This is a genomic window from Streptomyces sp. S.PB5 (assembly GCF_030403745.1).
Lineage (GTDB): Bacteria > Actinomycetota > Actinomycetes > Streptomycetales > Streptomycetaceae > Streptomyces.
In genome coordinates this window covers 460,753-480,582 of record NZ_JAQMWP010000002.1, presented here as the reverse complement: position 1 = coordinate 480,582, position 19,830 = coordinate 460,753, and the positions used below count along the sequence as shown (strand labels likewise).

Annotated in this window: 12 protein-coding genes and 1 pseudogene; 6 read left to right on the top strand and 7 right to left on the bottom strand. The window is 72.7% G+C overall.

Going from position 1 to position 19,830, the window contains the following annotated elements; all coding sequences use genetic code 11:
• Positions 1 to 1,459: 1,459 nt before the first annotated feature.
• Both PH203_RS49635 and PH203_RS06955 read left to right on the top strand, forming a co-directional pair.
• Positions 1,460 to 1,687: pseudogene (locus PH203_RS49635) on the top strand (tetratricopeptide repeat protein); the annotation flags it as partial.
• A 49-nt stretch (positions 1,688 to 1,736) separates the two neighbouring features.
• Positions 1,737 to 2,159, top strand: coding sequence for a tetratricopeptide repeat protein (locus PH203_RS06955; protein WP_354671235.1), 423 nt, complete (start codon positions 1,737 to 1,739; stop codon positions 2,157 to 2,159).
• A 49-nt stretch (positions 2,160 to 2,208) separates the two neighbouring features.
• On the opposite strand, the gene PH203_RS06950 is transcribed toward PH203_RS06955, so the two are convergent.
• From PH203_RS06950 to PH203_RS06940, 3 genes are read right to left on the bottom strand one after another with little or no spacing between them, the layout of a single operon-like run.
• Positions 2,209 to 2,979 carry an FAD:protein FMN transferase gene (locus PH203_RS06950; RefSeq protein WP_289917547.1) on the bottom strand — a complete coding sequence of 257 codons (771 nt, stop codon included), beginning with the start codon at positions 2,977 to 2,979 and terminating at the stop codon, positions 2,209 to 2,211.
• Between the two features lie 10 nt (positions 2,980 to 2,989).
• A complete protein-coding gene (locus PH203_RS06945) occupies positions 2,990 to 3,709 on the bottom strand; it encodes an FMN-binding protein (RefSeq protein ID WP_289917545.1) in 720 nt (239 codons plus the stop codon).
• Between the two features lie 10 nt (positions 3,710 to 3,719).
• Positions 3,720 to 5,060 (bottom strand): ferredoxin reductase family protein, encoded by a 1,341-nt coding sequence (locus PH203_RS06940; RefSeq protein ID WP_289917544.1) that lies wholly within the window; start codon positions 5,058 to 5,060, stop codon positions 3,720 to 3,722.
• Between the two features lie 174 nt (positions 5,061 to 5,234).
• Here PH203_RS06940 and PH203_RS06935 point away from each other — a divergent pair, with 174 nt between their 5' ends.
• The 3 genes from PH203_RS06935 (at position 5,235) to PH203_RS06925 (ending at position 10,243) form a co-directional block, all read left to right on the top strand.
• Positions 5,235 to 5,903, top strand: a complete 669-nt coding sequence (locus tag PH203_RS06935) for a response regulator transcription factor (RefSeq protein ID WP_289918268.1) — start codon at positions 5,235 to 5,237, stop codon at positions 5,901 to 5,903.
• Positions 5,900 to 7,369, top strand: a complete 1,470-nt coding sequence (locus PH203_RS06930; protein WP_289917542.1) for a HAMP domain-containing sensor histidine kinase — start codon at positions 5,900 to 5,902, stop codon at positions 7,367 to 7,369. The genes PH203_RS06935 and PH203_RS06930 overlap by 4 nt, the downstream gene beginning before the upstream one ends.
• A 132-nt stretch (positions 7,370 to 7,501) precedes the next feature.
• Positions 7,502 to 10,243 (top strand): SpoIIE family protein phosphatase, encoded by a 2,742-nt coding sequence (locus PH203_RS06925; RefSeq protein ID WP_289917540.1) that lies wholly within the window; start codon positions 7,502 to 7,504, stop codon positions 10,241 to 10,243.
• Between the two features lie 9 nt (positions 10,244 to 10,252).
• Here the strand turns inward: PH203_RS06925 and PH203_RS06920 are convergent, their stop codons facing one another.
• The 4 genes from PH203_RS06920 to PH203_RS06905 form a co-directional block, all read right to left on the bottom strand.
• Entirely contained in the window at positions 10,253 to 13,453 is a 3,201-nt protein-coding gene (locus tag PH203_RS06920) for a SpoIIE family protein phosphatase (RefSeq protein ID WP_289918266.1), read from the bottom strand.
• A gap of 213 nt (positions 13,454 to 13,666) precedes the next feature.
• A complete protein-coding gene (locus tag PH203_RS06915; RefSeq protein ID WP_289917538.1) occupies positions 13,667 to 14,746 on the bottom strand; it encodes a LacI family DNA-binding transcriptional regulator in 1,080 nt (359 codons plus the stop codon).
• Between the two features lie 177 nt (positions 14,747 to 14,923).
• Positions 14,924 to 17,239 (bottom strand): beta-galactosidase, encoded by a 2,316-nt coding sequence (locus PH203_RS06910; protein WP_289917537.1) that lies wholly within the window; start codon positions 17,237 to 17,239, stop codon positions 14,924 to 14,926.
• Positions 17,239 to 19,002: a beta-galactosidase family protein gene (locus PH203_RS06905; RefSeq protein WP_289917536.1), complete on the bottom strand. Its 1,764-nt coding sequence runs from the start codon at positions 19,000 to 19,002 to the stop codon at positions 17,239 to 17,241. The genes PH203_RS06910 and PH203_RS06905 overlap by 1 nt, the downstream gene beginning before the upstream one ends.
• A 158-nt stretch (positions 19,003 to 19,160) precedes the next feature.
• On the opposite strand from PH203_RS06905, the gene PH203_RS06900 reads away from it, so the two are divergent.
• Positions 19,161 to 19,754 (top strand): glycoside hydrolase family 20 zincin-like fold domain-containing protein, encoded by a 594-nt coding sequence (locus tag PH203_RS06900; RefSeq protein WP_289917533.1) that lies wholly within the window; start codon positions 19,161 to 19,163, stop codon positions 19,752 to 19,754.
• Positions 19,755 to 19,830 lie beyond the last annotated feature (76 nt).

The following is a 19,830-nucleotide window of genomic DNA, read 5'->3' as shown; positions in this document are numbered from 1 at the left end:
TTCTCGCTCGGGCCCCGCACGGACGCTGAGTGGACCGAGGCGCTGCACGAGGTGGTGCCGGCCCATGTCGACCGGTTCTCCGCCGTGAGCGTGGCCACGAGGGCGCTGCCCGCGACCGCCGCCCCGCTGCGCCCGGTCGACCTGCGCGACCTGAGTCCCGCGAGGCCCGCCACCGTATCCTGCGCCGCCTCGACCTCGATCCGTCCGCCGAGCCCGTCGCCCCGTCCGGCACCCCCGCCCCCCGCTTCCCCAACGACCCGCCGTCGGTGTGGAACGTGGCCCGCCGCAACGTCCGCTTCACCGGCCGTGAGGCGATCCTGGAGGAACTGCACACGCGGTTCGAAGCCGGTGGCCGCAGCGGCGCGCGGGTGGCGCTGCGCGGTATCTCGGGTGTGGGCAAGAGCCAGATCGCGAACGAGTACGCGCACCGGTTCGCCGGCGACTACGACATCGTGTGGTGGGTCGGCGCCCGCTTCCGCGGCCCCGCGCGTGAGCAGTTCGCGCAACTGGCCCCGCGTCTGGAGCTGCCGGTCGGCCAGGAACTGGGTGAGCGGATCCGCGCGGTCCACGAGGCACTGCGCACCGGGACGCCGTACAAGCGCTGGCTGCTGATCCTGGACTCCGCGGACGACATGGAGCAGGTCGAGGATCTGCTGCCGGAGGGCCGGGCACATCCTGATCACCACGCTCACCCAGGACTGGGCGGCCTCCGGCACCGTCACCGAGATCGAGATGCAGCCCTTCCGGCGGCCCGAGTCGGTGGCCTACGTCCGGCGGCGCGCCCAGCGGCTGACCGACGCCGAGGCCGACCAGCTCGCCGACGCAGTGCAGGACCTGCCGCTGCTGCTGGCGCAGACGGCGGCCTGGCTGGACGCCAACGCGATGCCCGCCAAGGACTACATCTCGATGATCCGGCGCGGCGAGGCCAGCATGATCGGGATCCGGATCTCCTCGGACTACCCGATGGGGTTCCAGACCAGTTGGTCGACAACGCTGAACACGCTCGGCGAGAACAACCCGGAGGCGGTCGAACTCCTCCATCTTTTCGCCCTGTTCTCCCCCGATGCCATCCCGGTCCGGCTGATGCAGGCCGCGCGTCCGTCCGATCTGCCGGACCATCTGGCGGCGCTGGCGGGCGACCCGATCCGCTGGCACACCGCGCTGCGCAGACTGTCGGAGTCCACCGCGGTCCGCCTCGACTACGTCGAGTCCACCGACGCCGAACCGGCCGTGGACCGTGTCTCCATGCACCGCCTCTACCACTCCTTCCTGGTCAGCACCCTGACCGAGGAGCGCCGCGAGGCCCTGTCGGCTGCTGGCGGGCGCGGACCCGCGGCACCCGGCCGACACCCGCGAGTGGGCCCGGTACGCGGAGCTCATCCCGCACCTGGAGACCGCGGGGGTGCTGGACAGCTCCGACCCCGTGGTGCGTCAACTGGTCCTGAACTGCATCGAGTACATGCGGGTGCGCGGCGAGAACCGGGCCGCGCTCAGGCTGTGCGAACAGGCCGTGAACCGCTGGCGGGGCCGGCTCGGCCCGGACGACCGGGACATGCTGTTCCTGATCCACGACCACGCCAACATGCTGCGCCGCAGCGGCCGTTACCGGGAGGCGGAGGCCGTCGGGCGGGCCGTCCTGGACCAGCTGACGGAGACCCGCGCCGACGACGACCCGGACCTGCTGCGCGCCAAGAACGGCCTCGGCGGCACCCTGGTGTCGCTGGGCCGCTACCTTCCTGCGCTCGCACGGCGATCTCGTCGAGGCCGCCGACCTGACCGTTCAGGTCGCCGAGGACTACCAGCATCTGCTCGGCGACGACCACCCCAACACCGTGGGCGTACAGGGCAATCTGGGTCTGGTGCGCTGGCGGCTGGGCGACCACGCCGAGGCAGGACGGCTGGTGGAGCAGGCGCTGCGCGGAATGACGGCCGCGCTGGGCGCCGACCATCCGTGGACGCTGGGCTGCGCCCTCAACGCGGCTGCGGTACGCCGGCTCTCGGGGCGCCCGGAAGAGGCCGCCGCCCTGCGCGAGGACACGCTGAGGCGCGCGCGAGGCGCCGTGGACGAAGGGCACCCACTGCTGCTGGCGTGCCTGGGGGCACTCACGACCGAGGCCGACGAACCGCCGGGCTGGGACTTCGAGCCGCAGCCCATCTGAACCGCCCTGCCGGGGCCGGGGCTTGGTGCCGAGCGCCCCTCGGATCCCGCTAAGCCGCCGACGTCCCGGACGCCGATGCCGATACCGACGCCGCCGCCGACGCCGTAGGAAACCCCGGCGTCCGCAGCACCCGCCGCTCCGCGTCCACCGCGAAGACCTCGCAACCGTCCAGCGAGGCCGCCCAGTCGACCCCCTCCGCGCCCATCGCGAACGCGGCCGTGGCGACCGAGTCGGCCTCCGTGAGGGTTCCGGCGACCACCGTCAGGCTGAGCAGCCCCGTCGCCGGACGGCCCGTGCGGCCGTCGATGATGTGGTCGCCGCGCTCGTAGCGGGCGGAGGTCGCGACCGCGCCGTCGGTGAGGTCGAGGACCGTGCACAGCTTGTCGGCGTGTTCGGGGTGGCGTACGCCCACCCGCCAGGGCCCGCCGGCGGTGACCACGTCGCCGCCGGCGTTGAGGACGAACCGCCGGGCGCCCGCCGCGGTGAGCAGCTCCGCGGCCCGCTGCACCGACCAGCCCTTGACGACCGCGCAGGGGTCGAGGCCCCGGCCCGGCAGCCGTACGTCGAACGCGCCACCGGTGGCGGCCCGGTAGTGCTCGCACAGGTCGAGCACGGTCCGCAGGTCCGCGCTCACCTCGGCCTCGGCGAGCTCGCCCCGGCCCAGCCGCGACACCTCGCTGTCGGGCTTGAACGGGCTGAACCGCTCGTCGACCTCGCGCAGCCAGGCGAAGACGGCGTCCGCGGACTCCTCGCCCACGTGCTCGTCGTCGACCCGGAGCGAGACCGGGAACCCCATGACGTGTTCGACTCGGTGCAGCATGATCGGTCCGTCAGCCCTTCGCGTCGATCGCGGCCTGGAGGGACTCCTTGTAGCCGTCACTGGTGATCGTCGCACCGGAGACCGTGTCGATGTCGGCGCTCTGCGCCTCCAGGGTCTCCGCGATCAGCTTCGGCACGGCGGCCGTCGTCTGCGGATGGTTGGGCTGCTGGAGCATCTTCACGGCGGAGATCTCGTCGCCCTCGAAGGTCACCTGCACCTGCACGGTGCCCTTCTCGGTGTTCACGGCGGAACCGTCGACCGTCTGAGAGGCGGCGGCAGCGGAGGCCGACGGCGAGGCAGCCGAGGAGGAGGACGTGGACGCCGACTTCGCGTTCTCGTCGATCGCGGCCTGGAGGGACTCCTTGTAGGCGTCGCTGGTGATCGTCGCACCGGACACGGTGTCGATGTCGGCGCTCTGCGCCTCCAGGGTCTCCGCGATCAGCTTCGGCACGGCGGCCGTCGTCTGCGGATGGTTCGGCTGCTGGAGCATCCGCACCGCGGTGATCTTCTCGCCCTGGAAGGTCACCTCGACCTGCACCGGGCCCTTCTCGGTGGTCAGGGCCGAGCCCTTGACGACGGTGCCGGACGAGGACCCCGCGGAGGAGGACGACGAGGGGGTCGACGCGGCCTCCGGCGTGGACGTGCCGGTGCCGCCGGCCGACGGCTCGTACATCCAGACCGGGACCAGGCCCGCGATGCTGAGGACGACTACAGGTATGGCTCGCTTCACGATCTCTTCCTCATCCCGCCAGGCTGAAGCGCTCGAAGTGGGTCTGCGCCTTGGGCACGTCCAGCTCGCGCAGGCTGCCGAGGACGGCGTTCATCATCGGGGGCGGCCCGCACAGGAAGACGTCCCGGTCGGTGATGTCGGGGACCATGCGCAACAGCTCCGCCGGGGCCAGCTTGTCGGGGGAGACGGGCCCGGTCACCAGGTGCAGCTCGGCGCCCTTGGCCTGGGCGAGCTCGCGCAGCTCGTCGTAGAGGACGGCGTCCCGGTCGGTGGCGACGCGGTAGATGACGACCGCGTGGCCGTGCAGCTCCTCCAGGAGGGCCCGGATCGGGGTGACGCCGACGCCGCCCGCGATCAGGACCGCTTCGGGGCGAGTGCGGTGCAGCGCGGTGAAGGCGCCGTAGGGGCCCTCGGCGAAGACGCGGGTGCCGGGCTTGAGGTGCCGCAGAGCAGCGCTGCCGTCACCGGCGGCCTTCGCGGTCAGGCGCAGGGTGCGGCCGTCGGGGGCCGCCGACAGGGAGAAGGGGTTGGCCTGCCACCAGCGGTCCTTGGTGAGGAACCGCCACAGGAAGAACTGGCCGGCGCGGGCGGGGAGCTTGTCGAGGTCGCGGCCGGTGATGTAGATCGAGACGACGTTGTCGGACTCGGGGACGACGGCCTCGACGCGGAACTGGTGGCGGAGGTTGCGCCACAGCGGCAGCACCGCGCGGCCCACGGCCACCGAGCCGAGGGCGACGCCCCAGACGCCGTACCAGTAGGCGGTGGCGGTCTTGGAGGAGGCGAAGGTCGTGCCGACGGCGACCTGGTGGGTGAAGGCCAGCACCACGGCGACGTAGGTGTAGAGGTGGATGAAGTGCCAGGTCTCGTAGGCCAGGCGGCGCCGGGCGTAGCGGGCCGAGACGGCGCCCACGACGATGATGATCGCGAGGGCGACGATGGCACGGAGCACGCCCTCGGTGGTCTCGGCGAGGTCGACGACCGTGCTGATGGGCCCGACGTCGGTGCCCTCGGCGTAGCCGAAGGCGATGAAGACGGCGTGGGCGAGGAGCGTCCAGAGGATGCCGAAGCCGGTCCAGCGGTGCCAGGAGGTCAGCCGGTCCATGCCGATGCGGCGGTCGAGCCACGGCAGGCGGGCCACCAGCACCAGCTGGAAGGCCATGAGGAGGGCCCCGTAGAGGCCGGCGAGGCGGCCCAGCACGATCAGCGCGTTGGAGGCGAAGCCGGCCTGGGCGAAGAAGACGGCCACGGCGATCGCGTTCGCGGCGAGTACGGCGTACAGGCCCGTGCGGGCCACCACTTTCGGCCGTATCGCCGTGGGGGGCGCTGGGGGCGATTGGACGGTCGTCGTCACGGACGGCGCTCCTTGATCGGGGCTGGGGTAATCGAGCTTCACCCGGGCCACCTGTCGATCAGCTGTCGTACGACTTTCAAGTGGTTATCGATGTGACCGTTGGGCGGTACCGGCCCTGGAGCCGTGGCCGTCGTGACGCACTATGGGCAGGTGGAAAAAGTACGCCTCCTCGTCGTGGACGACGACCCGCCCATCGCCGACCTCGTGGCGACCGTCGCCCGCTACGAGGGCTGGGACGCGGCGACCGCGAACTCCGGTGAGGAGGCGCTGCGCCGTGCCGCGGAGTTCAAGCCGGACATCGTGGTGCTCGACCTGATGCTGCCCGACCTCGACGGCTTCGGCGTCCTGGAGCGGCTCCGGCGCTCGGGGATGATGGTGCCCGTGGTGTTCCTCACGGCCCGGGACGCGGTCGCCGACCGGGTGGCGGGGCTGACCCGGGGCGGCGACGACTACCTGGTCAAGCCGTTCGCGGTGGAGGAGCTGATGGCCCGGCTGCGGACCGTGCTGCGGCGCTCGGCCGGGCCCGGCTTCCAGCGCTCGGTGCTGCGGGTCGGGGACCTGACGATGGACGAGGACACCCGCGAGGTGCGCCGTGGCGAACGGCTGCTCACCCTCACCCCCACCGAGTACGAGGTGCTGCGCTATCTGATGCGCAAGTCGCCGACCGTGCTCACCAAGGCGCAGATCCTCGACCATGTGTGGGAGTACGGCTTCGGCGGCCGCTCCAACGTCGTCGAGCTGGTCGTCAGCCGGCTGCGCCGCAAGCTGGGCGACGAGACCGGTGATCCCCTCATCCACACCGTGCGGGGCTTCGGATACGTGATCCGGCAGGCGGCCGAGTGATCCGGCGGTTCCGTCAGGCGTACGGCAGGCTCCGGCTCGGCACCCGGCTGGCGCTCGGCCTCGGGGTGCTGGCGCTGCTGGTGTTCGGCGTCGTGGGCACCGCGCTGACCACGTACATGCGGGACTATCTGTCGGCGCAGCTCAACGAGCAGCTCCAGATCGCCCAGGTCGCCCAGTCCAAGGGCATCCAGGACAACGGCTCGCTCGCGGGCAAGAAGTACTACCGCTGGTACTACGCCGTGTACGACGTCAAGGACGGCGTCCCCGAGCTGCGCACGCCCGAGGACCCCACCGACCTGCCGAAGGACGTCGACGACTTCACCGCCGTCGCGAAGGAGCAGACCACCGCCAGTACGGAGGTGCTGAGCACCGAGCATCTCGAGGGCGCGGGCGACTACCGGCTGCGGGCCTGCGAGGTCGAGCCCGGGGTGGTCCTGGTCAGCGCCGCGCCCATGGACGGGATCGAGGACACCGTCGAGCAGCTGATCACGATCCAGGTCGTCGTGTTCGGACTCGCACTGCTGGCGCTGGTGCTGTTCGGCCGCAAGGTGCTGCGCAACGGCCTGAAGCCGCTGAGCGACATGGCCCACACCGCGCACGGCATCAGCTCCCACAACCTCACCGACCCGGAGGCCCGGCTCCCGCTGCGCGCCGACGGCCGGGACGGCGGCCCGGAGGTCGAGGAGCTGCGCACCGCGTTCAACACCATGCTGGAGCACATCGACGACTCCCTCGCGGTGCGCGCGGAGGCCGAACAGCGCCTGCGCAGGTTCGTCGCGGACGCCAGCCACGAGCTGCGCACCCCTCTGATGTCGGTACGGGGCTATGCGGACCTCTTCCAGTACGCCGCCGCCAACGCCCCCGAGGAACGGGACAAGCACCTGGCGCGGCTCCGCGCGGAGGCGGCCCGGATGGGTGTCCTCCTGGACGACCTGCTGCTGCTCGCCCGCCTGGACGCGGCCGAGGTGGAGACCCCGCTGCGCCCGAAGGACACGGACCTGGTGGGGCTGGTCCACGAGGCGGCCGACGCGTTCCGCGCCGCACACCCGGACCGCCCCCTGATGTTGACGGACCGGCCCGAGGGGCTGACGCTGCGCCTGGACCCGCACCGCATCCGGCAGGTCCTGGACAACCTCCTCACCAACGCGGCCGTCCACACCCCGCCCGGCACCCCGGTGACGGTGGCGGTCACGGCCGCCGCCGGGCGGGCGGTCGTCCGGGTCACCGACGCGGGCCCGGGCATCCCGCCCGCCGACCGCGAGAAGGTCTTCGACCGCTTCTACCGGATCGACAAGGCCCGCAGCCGGGACCGAGGCGGCAGCGGACTGGGCCTGGCGGTCGCCCACTCCCTGGTGCGGGCGCACGGGGGGACGGTGGAGGTGAGCAGCGAGCCGGGACGGACGGTGTTCACGGTGGCGCTGCCGCTCGGGCGGGGCGGGGCGGTGGCGCGGAACGGTGAGCCGTGAGCCGTGAGCTGTGAGCTGTGAGCTGTGAACGACCTCAGCGGACCGAGGTCGGGCGAGGGGGCTGGATGCCGGGCGTCCCTGCTGTCACGGGTCCGACCGTAGCCGATGCGATGTCACCGGTACGACGAAGTCATGGTCACCGACGCCGAGTTGGCAGGTCCGGCTGCGGGCGTACGGCTGGACAGATCTTCCGGGCTCCCCAAAGATGAGGCGATGCGGTCGGATCCTCAGCTGTTGCTCGCCGGCGCGGTGCGCCGTATCGCCCGTGCCAGGGATCGGGCCGAGGTCGTCCAGGAGCTGTGCGCGGCGGGCGTGGAGCATGTGGCGGACGCGGTGCTCGTCTATGTCGACCACGGGCAAGGGCCCCGACACCGGCCGGAAAAGGTGCCCGACCGGCTCCTTCTGACCGCGAGCGACTTCCGGGGTTCGCAGGCGGAACATGCGCGGATCGCCCTGAGTGCCCTGCCGAACAGGCTGCGAAACCGCCCCTCGACGCTCTCCCCCGACGAACACCGGGTCGCCGAAGTACTGGCCGACCCGGTCCGCTACGCGGACCTGGAAATCACCGGCATCGCCGAACTCGCCGGCACCGACCCGGGCGCGGTCGTCCGCACCGCCACCCTGCTCGGCTACTCCGGTATCGACGAACTACGCCTCGAACTGCACGCGACGGCCAGGCGGGCGGCCGAGCAACCTCCCGTACGCGGAGCAGGCCTCGGCGGCGCGATGGGCGGCACGGCACCAGCCCTCACCGCGGTGTCGCAGTCCGGCGTCCTGGCCGAAGTCCTGCTCGCGGGCGAGACGTTGGGCCGGAGCTCCCCCGCGCTCCAGGGGGCACTGCGCGAACTGCTGGGCCCGGCTCCCCGTCTCCCGAAAGGCGATCGCGTCCTCCTCGCCCCCATGACCACCCCCGAGGGCGTGATCGGGGCGGCCGTGTTCCTCCGCCGCCCCGACCGCGACGTCTTCGACACCGCTGACGTCGAGGCGGTCGGCCATCTCGCCACGCACGTCGCCCTCGGCGTGGCCGAGGCCCCGGCCGCCCCGGCCGCTGCGGCCGCTCCGCCCGCTGCGGCCGCTCCGGCGCGAAGGGAACGCCCGTCGGCGGCTTCTCCACCGGCAATCGGGTCCGGCGCCCCTGGGCGGCACACCGGACAGAACCTGCCGCCCGGCCGGCCCACGCCCATGCCGCGGGACATGGACCGGCTGCGCTTCGCGGGGGCCGCGACCCGGCGGATCGCCCGCGGCATCGACCTCGACGAGATCGTGACGGGGCTGTGCCGGGCGACCGTGCCGACGTTCTCCGACACGATCCTGGTCTATCTGCGCGAGCCGCTGCCGGTCGGCGACGAACGGCCCACGGGCCCGCTGGTGCTGCGCCTGCGCCGCACCGACCGGATGGAACAGGACGGGCACGACGAGGACGGCGACAGGGCTCCGTACGGCCTGGACGAGTTCCTTCCCCAACGGTCCGAGGTGCGGCCCGGCGGTGCGCTCGAGAACGTCCTGCGAGGTGTACGTCCCGTCCTCGCCGACTCCCCCGCCGTCCGCGCCGCGCTGCCGGAACTCCTCGGCGAGGACGGCCAGTCGATCGTCCCCGACGGCGGGCGCGCCATCCTCGCCCCGTTCCGTGGCCGGCGCCGGGTCATCGGCGCCGCACTGTTCCTGCGGCACCCCGAACGCACCCCCTTCGAGCCGGACGACCTCCTCATCGCCGCCCAGCTCGCCACGCACACCGCGCTCGGCATCGACAAGGCGATGCTGTACGGCCGTGAGGCCTACATCGCCGACGAGTTGCAGCGCACCATGCTGCCCGAGACGCTCCCCCGGCCGACGGGCGTCCGGCTGGCCTCGCGCTATCTACCGGCGGCAGAGACCGCGCGCGTCGGCGGCGACTGGTACGACGCGATCCCGCTGACCGGCAGCCGGGTGGCGCTCGTGGTCGGTGACGTCATGGGGCACTCCATGACCTCCGCCGCGATCATGGGCCAGCTGCGGACCACGGCCCTGACGCTCGCGGGGCTCGATCTGCCGCCGCAGGAGGTGCTGCACCACCTCGACGAGCAGGCCCAGCGCCTCGGCACGGACCGCATGGCCACCTGTGTCTACGCCGTCTACGACCCCGTGGCCCACAAGATCACCATCGCCAGCGCCGGTCACCTGCCGCCGATCCTGCTGCACGTGGGCGGCCGGGCCGAGGTCCTGGACGTGCCCCCGGGCGCGCCGATCGGTGTCGGCGGCGTCGACTTCGAGGCCGTGGAGCTGGAGGCGCCGGCCGGGGCGACCCTGCTGCTGTACACCGACGGGCTCGTCGAGTCGCGGCTGCGGGACGTGTGGACCGGCATGGAGCAGCTGCGGGAGAAGCTCGCCGCGACCGCTCAGCTCACCGGGCCGGACCGCCCGCCGCCGCTGGAGGCGCTCTGCGACGAGGTGCTCGACATGCTCGGACCGGGCGACCGGGACGACGACATCGCACTGCTCGCGGCCCGCTTCGACGGGATCGCGCCGAGCGATGTGGCGTACTGGTTCCTGGAGCCGGAGGACGCGGCGCCCGGCCGGGCCCGGCGACTGGTCCGACGGGCCTTGTCCGACTGGGGACTTGAGGAACTGAGCGACTCCGCCGAGCTCTTGGTGAGCGAGATGGTGACGAACGCAGTGCGCTACTCCACCCGCCCGGTGACCTTGCGACTGCTGCGCACGGACGTACTGCGCTGCGAAGTCGGCGACGACGTACCGCAGTTGCCGCGGCTGCGGCAGGCCCGGGCCACCGACGAGGGCGGGCGCGGGCTGTACCTCGTCAACAGGCTGGCGCGGCGCTGGGGCGCGACCCGGCTGAGCACCGGCAAGGTCGTCTGGTTCGAGCTGGAACGCCCCTGACCTCGCCGCTCACGGCAGCGGCAGCTCCGTCCAGATGACCTTGCCCTCGGGCGTGTGGCGCGTTCCCCAGCGCTCGGTCAGCTGGGCGACCAGGAAGAGGCCGCGCCCGCCCTCGTCCTCGTTCTTGGCACGGCGCAGTCGGGGTGAGGTGCTGCTGCCGTCGGAGACCTCGCAGATCAGGGCGCGGTCGCGGAGGAGGCGGAGCTGGACGGGGCCGGTGGCGTGGCGGATGGCGTTGGTGACGAGTTCGCTGGCGACGAGTTCGGCGGTGAAGGACAGTTCCTCCAGGCCCCAGGCGGCGAGCTGTCCGGCGACGGCGGCACGGGAGCGGGAGACGACCGCGGGGTCGCTGGGCAGGTCCCAGGTGGCGACGCGTTCGGAGTCCAGGGCGTGGGTACGGGCCACGAGCAGGGCCACGTCGTCGTGGGGCCGGGCCGGGAGCAGTGCGTCGAGTACGGCCTCGCAGGTCTCCTCGGGCGGTCGGCCGGCCTGGGCGAGGACGGTGCGCAGCCGGTCGAGCCCGGTGTCGATGTCCCGGTGCCGGTCCTCGATCAACCCGTCGGTGTACAGCACGAGTTGGCTGCCCTCGGCGAGTTCCAGCTCGACGGTCTCGAAGGGCATCCCTCCGAGCCCGAGCGGCGGCGCCGACGGCAGCTCGACGAAGGTCACGGTGCCGTCGGGGTCGACGACCGCGGGCAGCGGGTGCCCGGCGCGGGTGAGGGTGCAGCGCCGGGACACCGGGTCGTAGACGGCGTACAGACAGGTCGCTCCGACGATCCCGGAGTCGGGGCTGCTCTCCGCAGCCCAGCCCTCGCCGCGGTCAAGGCGGCCGACCAGGTCGTCGAGGTGGGTGAGGAGGTCGTCGGGCGGCAGGTCGAGGGAGCAGAAGTTGTGGACGGCGGTGCGCAGCCGCCCCATCGTGGCGGCGGCGTGCAGTCCGTGTCCGACGACGTCACCGACGACGAGCGCGACTCGCGCGCCGGACAGCGGGATGACGTCGAACCAGTCGCCGCCGACCCCGGCCTGCGCCGGCAGATAGCGGTAGGCGACCTCGACGGCGCTCTGCTCGGAGCGGCCCCGGGGCAGCAGGCTGCGCTGCAGGGCGAGCGCGGTGTTGTGCTCGCGGGTGTAGCGGCGGGCGTTGTCGATGCAGATGGCCGCGCGGCCGGCGAGTTCCTGGGCGAGGGCGAGGTCGTCGTCCTCGAAGGGGGCGGGCTTCTGGGACCGGTAGAAGCTGACCACGCCGAGGGTCGCGCCCCGGGCCCGCAGCGGCACGGTGATCAGCGAGTGGATCCCGGCCAGGAGCACCCGTTCTCCGCGCGCCGGATCCTGCGCAAGCCGTTCACCGGCCGCTGCCGGCACGGGTTCGAGCACCGACTGCCGGGTCTCCAGACTGTGGGCCTGCGGTGTGGCCGGGGTGTACCGCACCGGGTCCCCGACCCCGTTCAGCTGCGATTCCTCGTGCACGGCGCCCAACGCGACCCGCCGCAGCGTGGTGTCCGCCCCGAGCGGCCCCGGCTCCTCGCCGTGCAGCACCGCGTCCGGCAGATCGACGGCGACGAAGTCGGCGAACCGCTCCACGGTCACCTCGGCGAGTTCCTCCGCGGTGCGGGTGACGTCCAGGGTGGTGCCGATCCGTGCGCCCGCGTCGCGCAGCAGCTCCAGCCGGCGCCGGGCGAGCACGGCGAGCCGTCCGACACCGGGCTCGCCGAGGAGGAGGAGCCGGACGTCGGCGGCGGGGCCGTCCGTACCGGGCTGGGGGGCGGCGGACGGCGGGGCTTCTCCACCGAGCCCGCCATCGGCGGCCACGACGGTCCCGGCAGCGGCAGACACGACGGTTCCGGAAGCGACGGACGCCCCGGCCGCGGAAGCGGCGGACACTCCGGTCCCGGGACCGGCGGCGGTCTCGATCCCGCCGGGCAGGCCGGCCTCGACGTCCGCACCCGTCCCGCTCGGGCCGGGCATCCGGGTCGCGCCCCCTACGGCCGATGCGGCGCCGGCGGAGGACTTGCCCTCCAACCCCACAGCCGCTTCGGCCCCGACAGCCGCCCCGGGCTCGACAGCCGTCCCGGACTCCGTCGTCACAGCCGCGGCCCCGCCCGGAAGGGTCGCCCCACTCTCGCTCAGGCCCTGCCTCTCCACCTCGGGCGGCGGCGGTACGACGATCCGCAGCCCGGCGGAGGGGACCACGGTCCGTGCCGGTGCCGGGGAGGGGGCCGGCGCCGGCGCGGACGGTACCGGCGAGTGCGGGAGGGCCAGGGTGGGGGTGACCGGGGCGGTGGGTGCGGTGAGGCAGACCCGGCGTACATGCGGGCCGCCGAGGATGCGGGCCTCGACGACCACGCCCGTCTCCCCGGCGGCGCCCCGGATGTGACGGCGCAACAGGGTGGCGGTGCGGCCGCCGGAGAGGGGCACCTCGTCGAGGGTGCGGTGCGGGGAGGCGAGGAGTTCCTCGGCCTTCTCCCGCAGCACGGCCAGGTCGACCCGGCCCAGTTCGTCACCGGCTCCGCCGGCTCGGTCGGGCTGCCGCCGGTCGGTCGCAGCCCGGGCCGTGGCCCGCCGGTACGCGGCGAGCAGGGCCCGCTCCCGTGCCGCGGACTGCTCGAGCATCCGGGCTTCGATGGCGTGGGCGGCCTCGCGGACCAGCCGCAGCATGGCGGGGTCGCCGTCGTCCCGTAGACAGGTCAGGTCCAGGACGGCCTCGATGCGCCCGCTGAGCGGATTACGCACCGGTGCGCCGGCGCAGGCGAAGGGCTGCAGACAGTCGGCGAAGTGCTCACGCCCCACGACATAGACGGGGCTGCGTTCGACGAGCGCGGTGCCGACGCCGTTCGTCCCCACGATCCGCTCGGAGGCGTCGAACCCGGGGGCGAAGTTCACGTCGTCGAGCCGGTCGCTGAGCCGGCGTCCGCCGCCGATCCGCTGGACGATGCGCCCTTGTCCGTCGCAGAGCGCGATGGTCATGCCGGCCTCGGAGAGCGAGGAGGCGAGGTTCTTCAGGACCGGCTCGGCGGCGAGCAGGAACGGGCCGTCCAGGGTGAGGCCGGGTGCGTAGGGGACGCGCAGCCGGTCCGGTTCCAGCCCTGCGGACCTGCACCGCTTCCAGGAGTCCAGCACGGAGCCGCGGACGTCGGCGTCGACCCGCGCGCCGGCCAGGAAACGTTCGTGGGCATCGACGAGTCCGCCGATGTCGTCCCAGGCGACGGACAACAGGATCACTTCCCTCACCCGGAGGCGGGCCCCGTGGCGCGCCGCCGTTCAGCGCGCCCCCCGGCGGACCCCCCAGTCGTTTTTCACCCTAGACCCTTTGTGATACCGATCACAACAAACTCCTGAACTGTCCAAGAGATACCTTTCACCCCGATGTTCGACCCCTCCAACCCGTGTTCGAACGGGACCGGATCCCGGACCTCGATCGGGTGGTCACACCTGGGACACCGACGCTGCGGGCGCGCCGCAGCTGCGGCGGACGATGAGCTCGACGGGGATCACCGGCTCGGCCCGCTCCCCGGTCCGCCCGTCGATGCGGTCCAGCAGCAGCCGCAGGGACCGGACGCCGATCTCGGCGAAGTCGGTGCGCACGGTGGTGAGCGGCGGCAGGAAATGGGCGGCCTCGGGAATGTCGTCGTAGCCGACGACGGCGACATCACCGGGTACGCTGCGGCCCGCCTCGTGGAGGGCGTGCAGCAGACCGAGGGCCATCTGGTCGTTGGAGGCGAAGACCGCGGTGACATCGGTGCGCCGGGCCAGCCGCCGGCCGAGTTCGTACCCGGAGTCGGCGCTCCAGTCCCCGACGAGCGGCTCGGGAAGCTCGGCGCCCGCCGCCTTCAGGGTCTCCTGCCAGCTCTCCAGACGCTGGTCGGCGGAGGTCCAGCCGGAGGGCCCGGCGATGTGCCACACGGTGGCGTGGCCGAGCCGCAGCAGATGCTCGACGGCTTTGCGGGACCCGGCCCGGGAGTCGGCGGTGGCGAGCGGCGTGCCGCCGCGGACCTCGTTCTCCAGGACTACGAGGGGCGTGTCGAGCCGGGTGTCGGCGAGGGCCCGTCCCACCCGGTGCTGCGGCGCGATGGCGATGACCCCGTCGGCCCCCTCGGCGGACAGCCGGTCCACCGCCTCGGCGACGGTGTCGTGGTCGGCGGTGTCGTCGAGGGCGATGGAACTGAGCAGGTAACCGGCCTTCTGGGCGGCGGTGTTGATGGCCGTCAGGATGTTCGCGGGCCCGTACCGGGCGGCGTCGAAGGAGATGACCCCGAGCATCCGGGTCCGCCCGCTGGCGAGCGACCGGGCACTGCGACTGGGCCGGTACCCGAGACTCCGCATGGCTGCCTGCACGGCCTCACGGGTCTCGGGACGGACGGCCGGATGGTCGTTGAGCACCCGGGACACGGTCTGCTTGGACACCCCGGCGAGCCGGGCGACGTCGTCCATGACGGGCCGCGAGCCCGCGAAGTTGCGTCGACTGCGCCCTTTGGGGGCGGGGTCGCCGGCGGCGCGGGAGTTCATCGGCGGTGCTTCCTCGAAGTGATTCGGAGCGATTCGGAGTGATGTCGGGGGCGAATCGGCCCCAGCATAGGTCGCAGGCCGGCTGGAGCACCCGTTCAGGGGCGCGGGGCTGTATCGGGAGCGGCTGCGCCGAGCGGGCGCGACAGCCCCCACGCATCCGCACCCGCACCCGACAACTCACCCCACAGCCCTACGGCGAACGGTCACCAGCTCCACCCGCTCGATACACGCCTCCCCCCAACCCTCCCGAGCCCCCGGCGGCACATACACATCGGCCCCCTCGAACCCGGGAAGCACCCGCACCCGCAACACCCCCTCCGGAACCCGGTCCAGCCCGATGTCCCAGACCCGCCCCGAGTAGAACTGATCGGCGACAAGGACGTCCCCCGCATAGGCCCGCCCCACATCCCCGCTCCAGTGCACCCGCAACAACGTCCCCGGCGGCACACCCTCGGGCAGATCGATCCGGTACTCCGCCGCAACCGCGTCGAAGTACTTGTCGGCAGGCGCACTCACCCGCCCCTGCACCCCCCGCACCGGCTCGGGCGCGGCCCCGGCGGCCCGTACGAGCGTCACCGTGGCCTCGCCGGCGAAGAGCCTCTCGGACGGCAAGGTGTACGTGCCGAACCCCCCGTCCTCGTCCGGCGCCGGGAACACGGAGAACGACGGCCGCTCGACGGAACTGTGCAGCCGTATCCCGCCCCGGTCGAACACCACCCCGCAGTCGGCCAGCACCAGCCGCTCCGCACCCCACACCTCGCCGCGGTAGACGGTACGTGCCGTGGCCGCGTCGAGCACCAGGAACCCGACCCGGCCGCCGTCCACGGTCTCCACCTCGACCAGCGCCCCGGGACCGGGCCGCAGCCCGGTGACCAGGACCCGGCCGTCGCCGTACGAGACCTCCCCGGACGGGATGCCCAACGAGACCACCGTGTCCTCGTCCAGGGCGAGTTCGGGCGCGATTCCCTCAACCGCCGCCAGCACCAGGACCGTTCCGCCGATGTCGTCCACCGCGCACACGGGCTGAGCGGTCGCCCACTCCACCCGCACCCCGCCGACGTCCAGCCGCAGCGGCCAGCAGAAGACCGCCCCCGACGGCACGGTCACCGGAACACTCGGCAGGCTCAGCGGACCGCCCTCGGGGAACTCCACGGTGAAAGCGGTGCCCGGATGTTCCGGCAACGGCTCGTGCGGCTGATGGTTGTTGACGAACAGGAACCCCGAGCGACCGTCGCCGCGCACGGCCCAGCGCAGGGTCTCCCGGTCGTCCTGCCCCCGCGGCCCCGGCGAGGGCAGCACCGACTCCATCGGCGCGATCAGATGCCCGAAGTCGGCCAACAGCAGGTGCTGGAGCCTGAGTTCGTCATAGGTCGCCCGGTACTGCCCGTACTCGCCGAGCGGTGCCTGGAAGTCGTACGTCAGCACGGGCAGGTCGTTCGGGTACCCCGTCTCGTGGGACTCCTGGAGGGAGGTCACCTCCCCCGGCGGATTCGTCCCGCCGTGGAACATGTAGTACCCCTGCCACACCGACCCGCATCCGATCTTGGTGAGCCCGAGCGCGGCGATGTCGGCCGCGTCGACCCGTGGCCGCCGGTGATAGGAGACCGCCATCCCGCCGCCCAACTCACAGGTGGCCCAGGGGAATCGGTCGGCGAGGGCGTCCGGCGCGCTGCCCCGGACGGAGGCCACCGGACGCAGGTCGGAGCCGATGCCCTCGTCGTCCCGCTGGTGGGTGAAGAAGAAGTGCTTGCGGCAGGTGTCGGGCCAGCCGCCGTCGGCCTCGGTCCAGAAGGTCTCGGTGTAACCGCCGTACAGCGGAAGCAGTTCATCGGGCGGGAGCCGGACACCGCCCCAGGCGGTCGACGTCCACAGGGGCGCGCTCAGCCCCGCCTCCTGGGCCATGCGCTTCAGGGTCAGCAGATGGCCCGGCCGGTCGTAGAGCTCGTTCTCGATCTGGATCCCGATGATCGGACCGCCGTTCGCCCGGTCGAGCCCCCGCAGTTGCTCGGCGACGGCCGCGAACCAGACCCCGACCGCCTCCAGATAGGCGGGATCGTCGGTGCGCGGGACGCAGTCGCGGCCCAGCACCCAGTCCGGCAGACCGCCGTTGCGGACCTCTGCGTGCACCCAGGGGCCGATGCGGGGGATGAAGTCCAGGCCGTGGCGGGCGCAGAGTTCGGCGAAGCGCCGCAGGTCGAGATCACCGTCGAAGCGGAGGCGGCCCTCGGTCTCCTCGTGGTGGATCCAGATGAGGTAACTGGCGACGACGGTCACCCCGCCCGCCTTCATCTTCAGCAGCTCCTCCTCCCACTCCGCCGCCGGGTAGCGGCTGTAGTGGAACTCGCCGGAGACCGGGAACCAGGGGCGGCCGCCGCGGGTGAGGTACCGGCTGGTGACCTCGATCCGGTCGGGCACACCCGGGGCGTCGGCGAAGGGGAGGTGGCCGGTGCGCGGGGGCCCGGCGGGCCCGGGTACGCGCAGGTGGTGCCGCATCAGAAGTTCTCCGGCCCGAGGTCTGGGGTGTCGGTGAGCCGGGCGGTGGTGCCGTGGGTGGCGTGGAGTTCGAACAGCACGAGTTCGTTCGTGCCGGGGCGCAGGACCGGGGCCGGGACGTACAGGGTGTGCTGGGGGCCGCGGTTCCAGTAGCGGCCGAGGTGGAAGCCGTTGACCCAGGCCTGGCCCTTGGTCCAGCCGGGCAGGGCGAGGAAGGCGTCGGCCGGTTCCGCCACCTCGAAGGTGCCCCGGTGGAAGGCGGGTACGGAGTCCGTGCCGGCCTCCGACGGGACGAAGGGCACGGCCGCGAGGCCGGTCAGGGGCAGCGGGTGGTTGTCCCAGGCTCGCAGGACGGCGCCGTTGAAGGAGACCTGGCCGAGCAGGCCCTTGGGGGCGCCGATGCGCGGGCCGTAGTTGACGCCGCCCATGTTCTCCACGAGCACCTCCAGCGTGGCGCCGGGGCGGGGCACGACGACGGGCAGGGTCTCGTCGTGGTGCCGGCGTTCCAGTACGCCGACGGGGGCGCCGTCCAGGAAGACCTGGGCGCGGTCCCCGACGCCGCCCGCGAAGTGCAGCAGGCCGTGGCCGGCCGTGGGGACGGTGGTCCGGTAGAGCGCGTATCCGGAGCTCAGGCCCAGCTCGTCCATCATCGCCGGGTCCTCGGTGCGCAGGGGTGCGGCGAGGGCGCCCGCGTTCGGCAGCAGCGGGGCGCGCTCGGTCAACTCGACGGTGGTGGGCGGGAGTTTGGGTCCGGGGGCGGGCACCGGCTCGTCGGGGACGGTCGCGTGCCGGGCGATGACCTCGCGGAAGGCGTGGTACTTGGGGCCGGGGTCGCCGGACTCGGTGAGCGGGGCGTCGTAGTCGTAGGAGGTGATGGTGGGTTCGTAGGCGTGCTTGTGGTTCGCGCCGTTGGTGAAGCCGAAGTTGGTGCCGCCGTGGAACATGTAGATGTTGACGGAGGCGCCCGCGGCCAGCAGCCGGTCCAGGTCGGCGGCGGCGTCTGCGGCGTCGCGGGTGTGGTGCGGCCCGCCCCAGTGGTCGAACCAGCCGATCCAGAACTCGGCGCACAGCAGCGGGTCCCCGGGCCGGTGCGCTCGGTACTGGGCGAGCGCGGACTCGACCCGGCCGCCGAAGGTGCCCGCGGCCAGGACGCCGGGGAGGCTGCCGGCGGCGAGGTGCTCGGGGTCGGCCTGGTCGCAGGTGAAGAGGAACTCGCCGACACCCCTTTCCCTGAAGGCCTGTTCGAGGTGTTTCAGGTACGCGGTGTCGTCCCCGTAGGCCCCGTACTCGTTCTCCACCTGGACGCCGATGACGGGACCGCCGGCCTCGGCCATGTGCGGCAGCAGCGGGGGCAGCAGCAGGTCGAGGTAGCGGTCGATCGCGCCCGTGAAGCGGGGGTCGGACGAACGCAGCCGGATGTCCGGGTCCGAGGTCAGCCAGCCCGGCAGCCCGCCGCCGTCCCACTCGGCGCAGATGAACGGGCCGGGCCGGAGCAGGACTTGCAGTCCCTCCGCCTTGGCGAGGCTCAGATAGCGGGGCAGGTCGAGAAAGCCGTCGAGGTCCAACTCGCCCTCGGAATCCGGCTGGTGGACGTTCCAGGGCACATAGGTCTCGACGGTGTTGAGGCCCATCAGCCGGGCCTTGCGCAGCCGGTCGGCCCACTGGTCGGGGTGGATCCGGAAGTAGTGCATGGCGCCGGAGAGGATGCGGAACGGCTCGCCGTGCAGCAGGAAACCGTCGGACGTCGTCGTCAGTGCGGGCATGCGGAGCTTCCCTTCCATACAGGTCATGTTCAGCGGGAACCGGTAGCGGGGCGGCTAGGAAATGTTACCGGTAACATTCGGACCGTCAAGATTGCCGACCGCCGATCACCGACTGCCGCACCATTGAATGATTCAATCAGCATCAATAGACTCCGCCGGTGGATGAATTCACCTTGCGTTCGAGACTCTCCAGGAGATCGGCGAGGGTGGCCGCGGTGCTGCTCACGGCCGCCGGTCTCACCACCCCGTCGCTGTCCCCCGCGTCGGCCGCGCCCCGGCAACCCGCCCCCGAGGTCTGGCCCCGACCCCAGAGCACACAGACCGGCCCCGGCCGCTTCACGGTCCCCGACCGGGTCGTGGAGGTCGTGGGCCCGAACACGGACGCCTCGGCCCGCGAGGTCGTCGAGACGGCCCTCCGCGAGGCCGGCGCCGACCGGATCGTGAGGGTCGACAAGCCCCCCGCCTCCGCCGCCTTCACCGTCTACCTGGACGGCCCCGGCACCACCGCCGCTCTGAAACGGCTGGGCGCCCGCTCCCCGGCCGGACTCCCCTCCGGCGGTTACGCCCTCGCCTCCGGCCGCCGGGACGGCCGCACGGTCCTCGCCCTCTCCGGATCCGACGCGACCGGCACCTTCTACGCCGCCCAGACCCTGCGCCAACTCCTGTCCCCGTCAGGCAAGTTGCCGCAGGTGAGGATCCGCGACTGGCCGACCGCCGCCCTGCGCGGCGTGATCGAGGGCTTCCTCCTTTGATCTTGACCAGTGCTCCGGCGTTCACGCCGGGGTGAAGGCCGTCTCAAAATAGGGGTGACCTGCACCGAAGCGGGGG

Coding starts and splice junctions, on each gene's coding strand:
- PH203_RS06950 (WP_289917547.1), bottom strand. CDS start 2,979: ATGCTGCACCGAGTCGAACACGTCATGGGGTTCCCGGTCTCGCTCCGG.
- PH203_RS06925 (WP_289917540.1), top strand. CDS start 7,502: ATGGTCACCGACGCCGAGTTGGCAGGTCCGGCTGCGGGCGTACGGCTG.
- PH203_RS06915 (WP_289917538.1), bottom strand. CDS start 14,746: ATGAACTCCCGCGCCGCCGGCGACCCCGCCCCCAAAGGGCGCAGTCGA.
- PH203_RS06910 (WP_289917537.1), bottom strand. CDS start 17,239: ATGCGGCACCACCTGCGCGTACCCGGGCCCGCCGGGCCCCCGCGCACC.
- PH203_RS06905 (WP_289917536.1), bottom strand. CDS start 19,002: ATGCCCGCACTGACGACGACGTCCGACGGTTTCCTGCTGCACGGCGAG.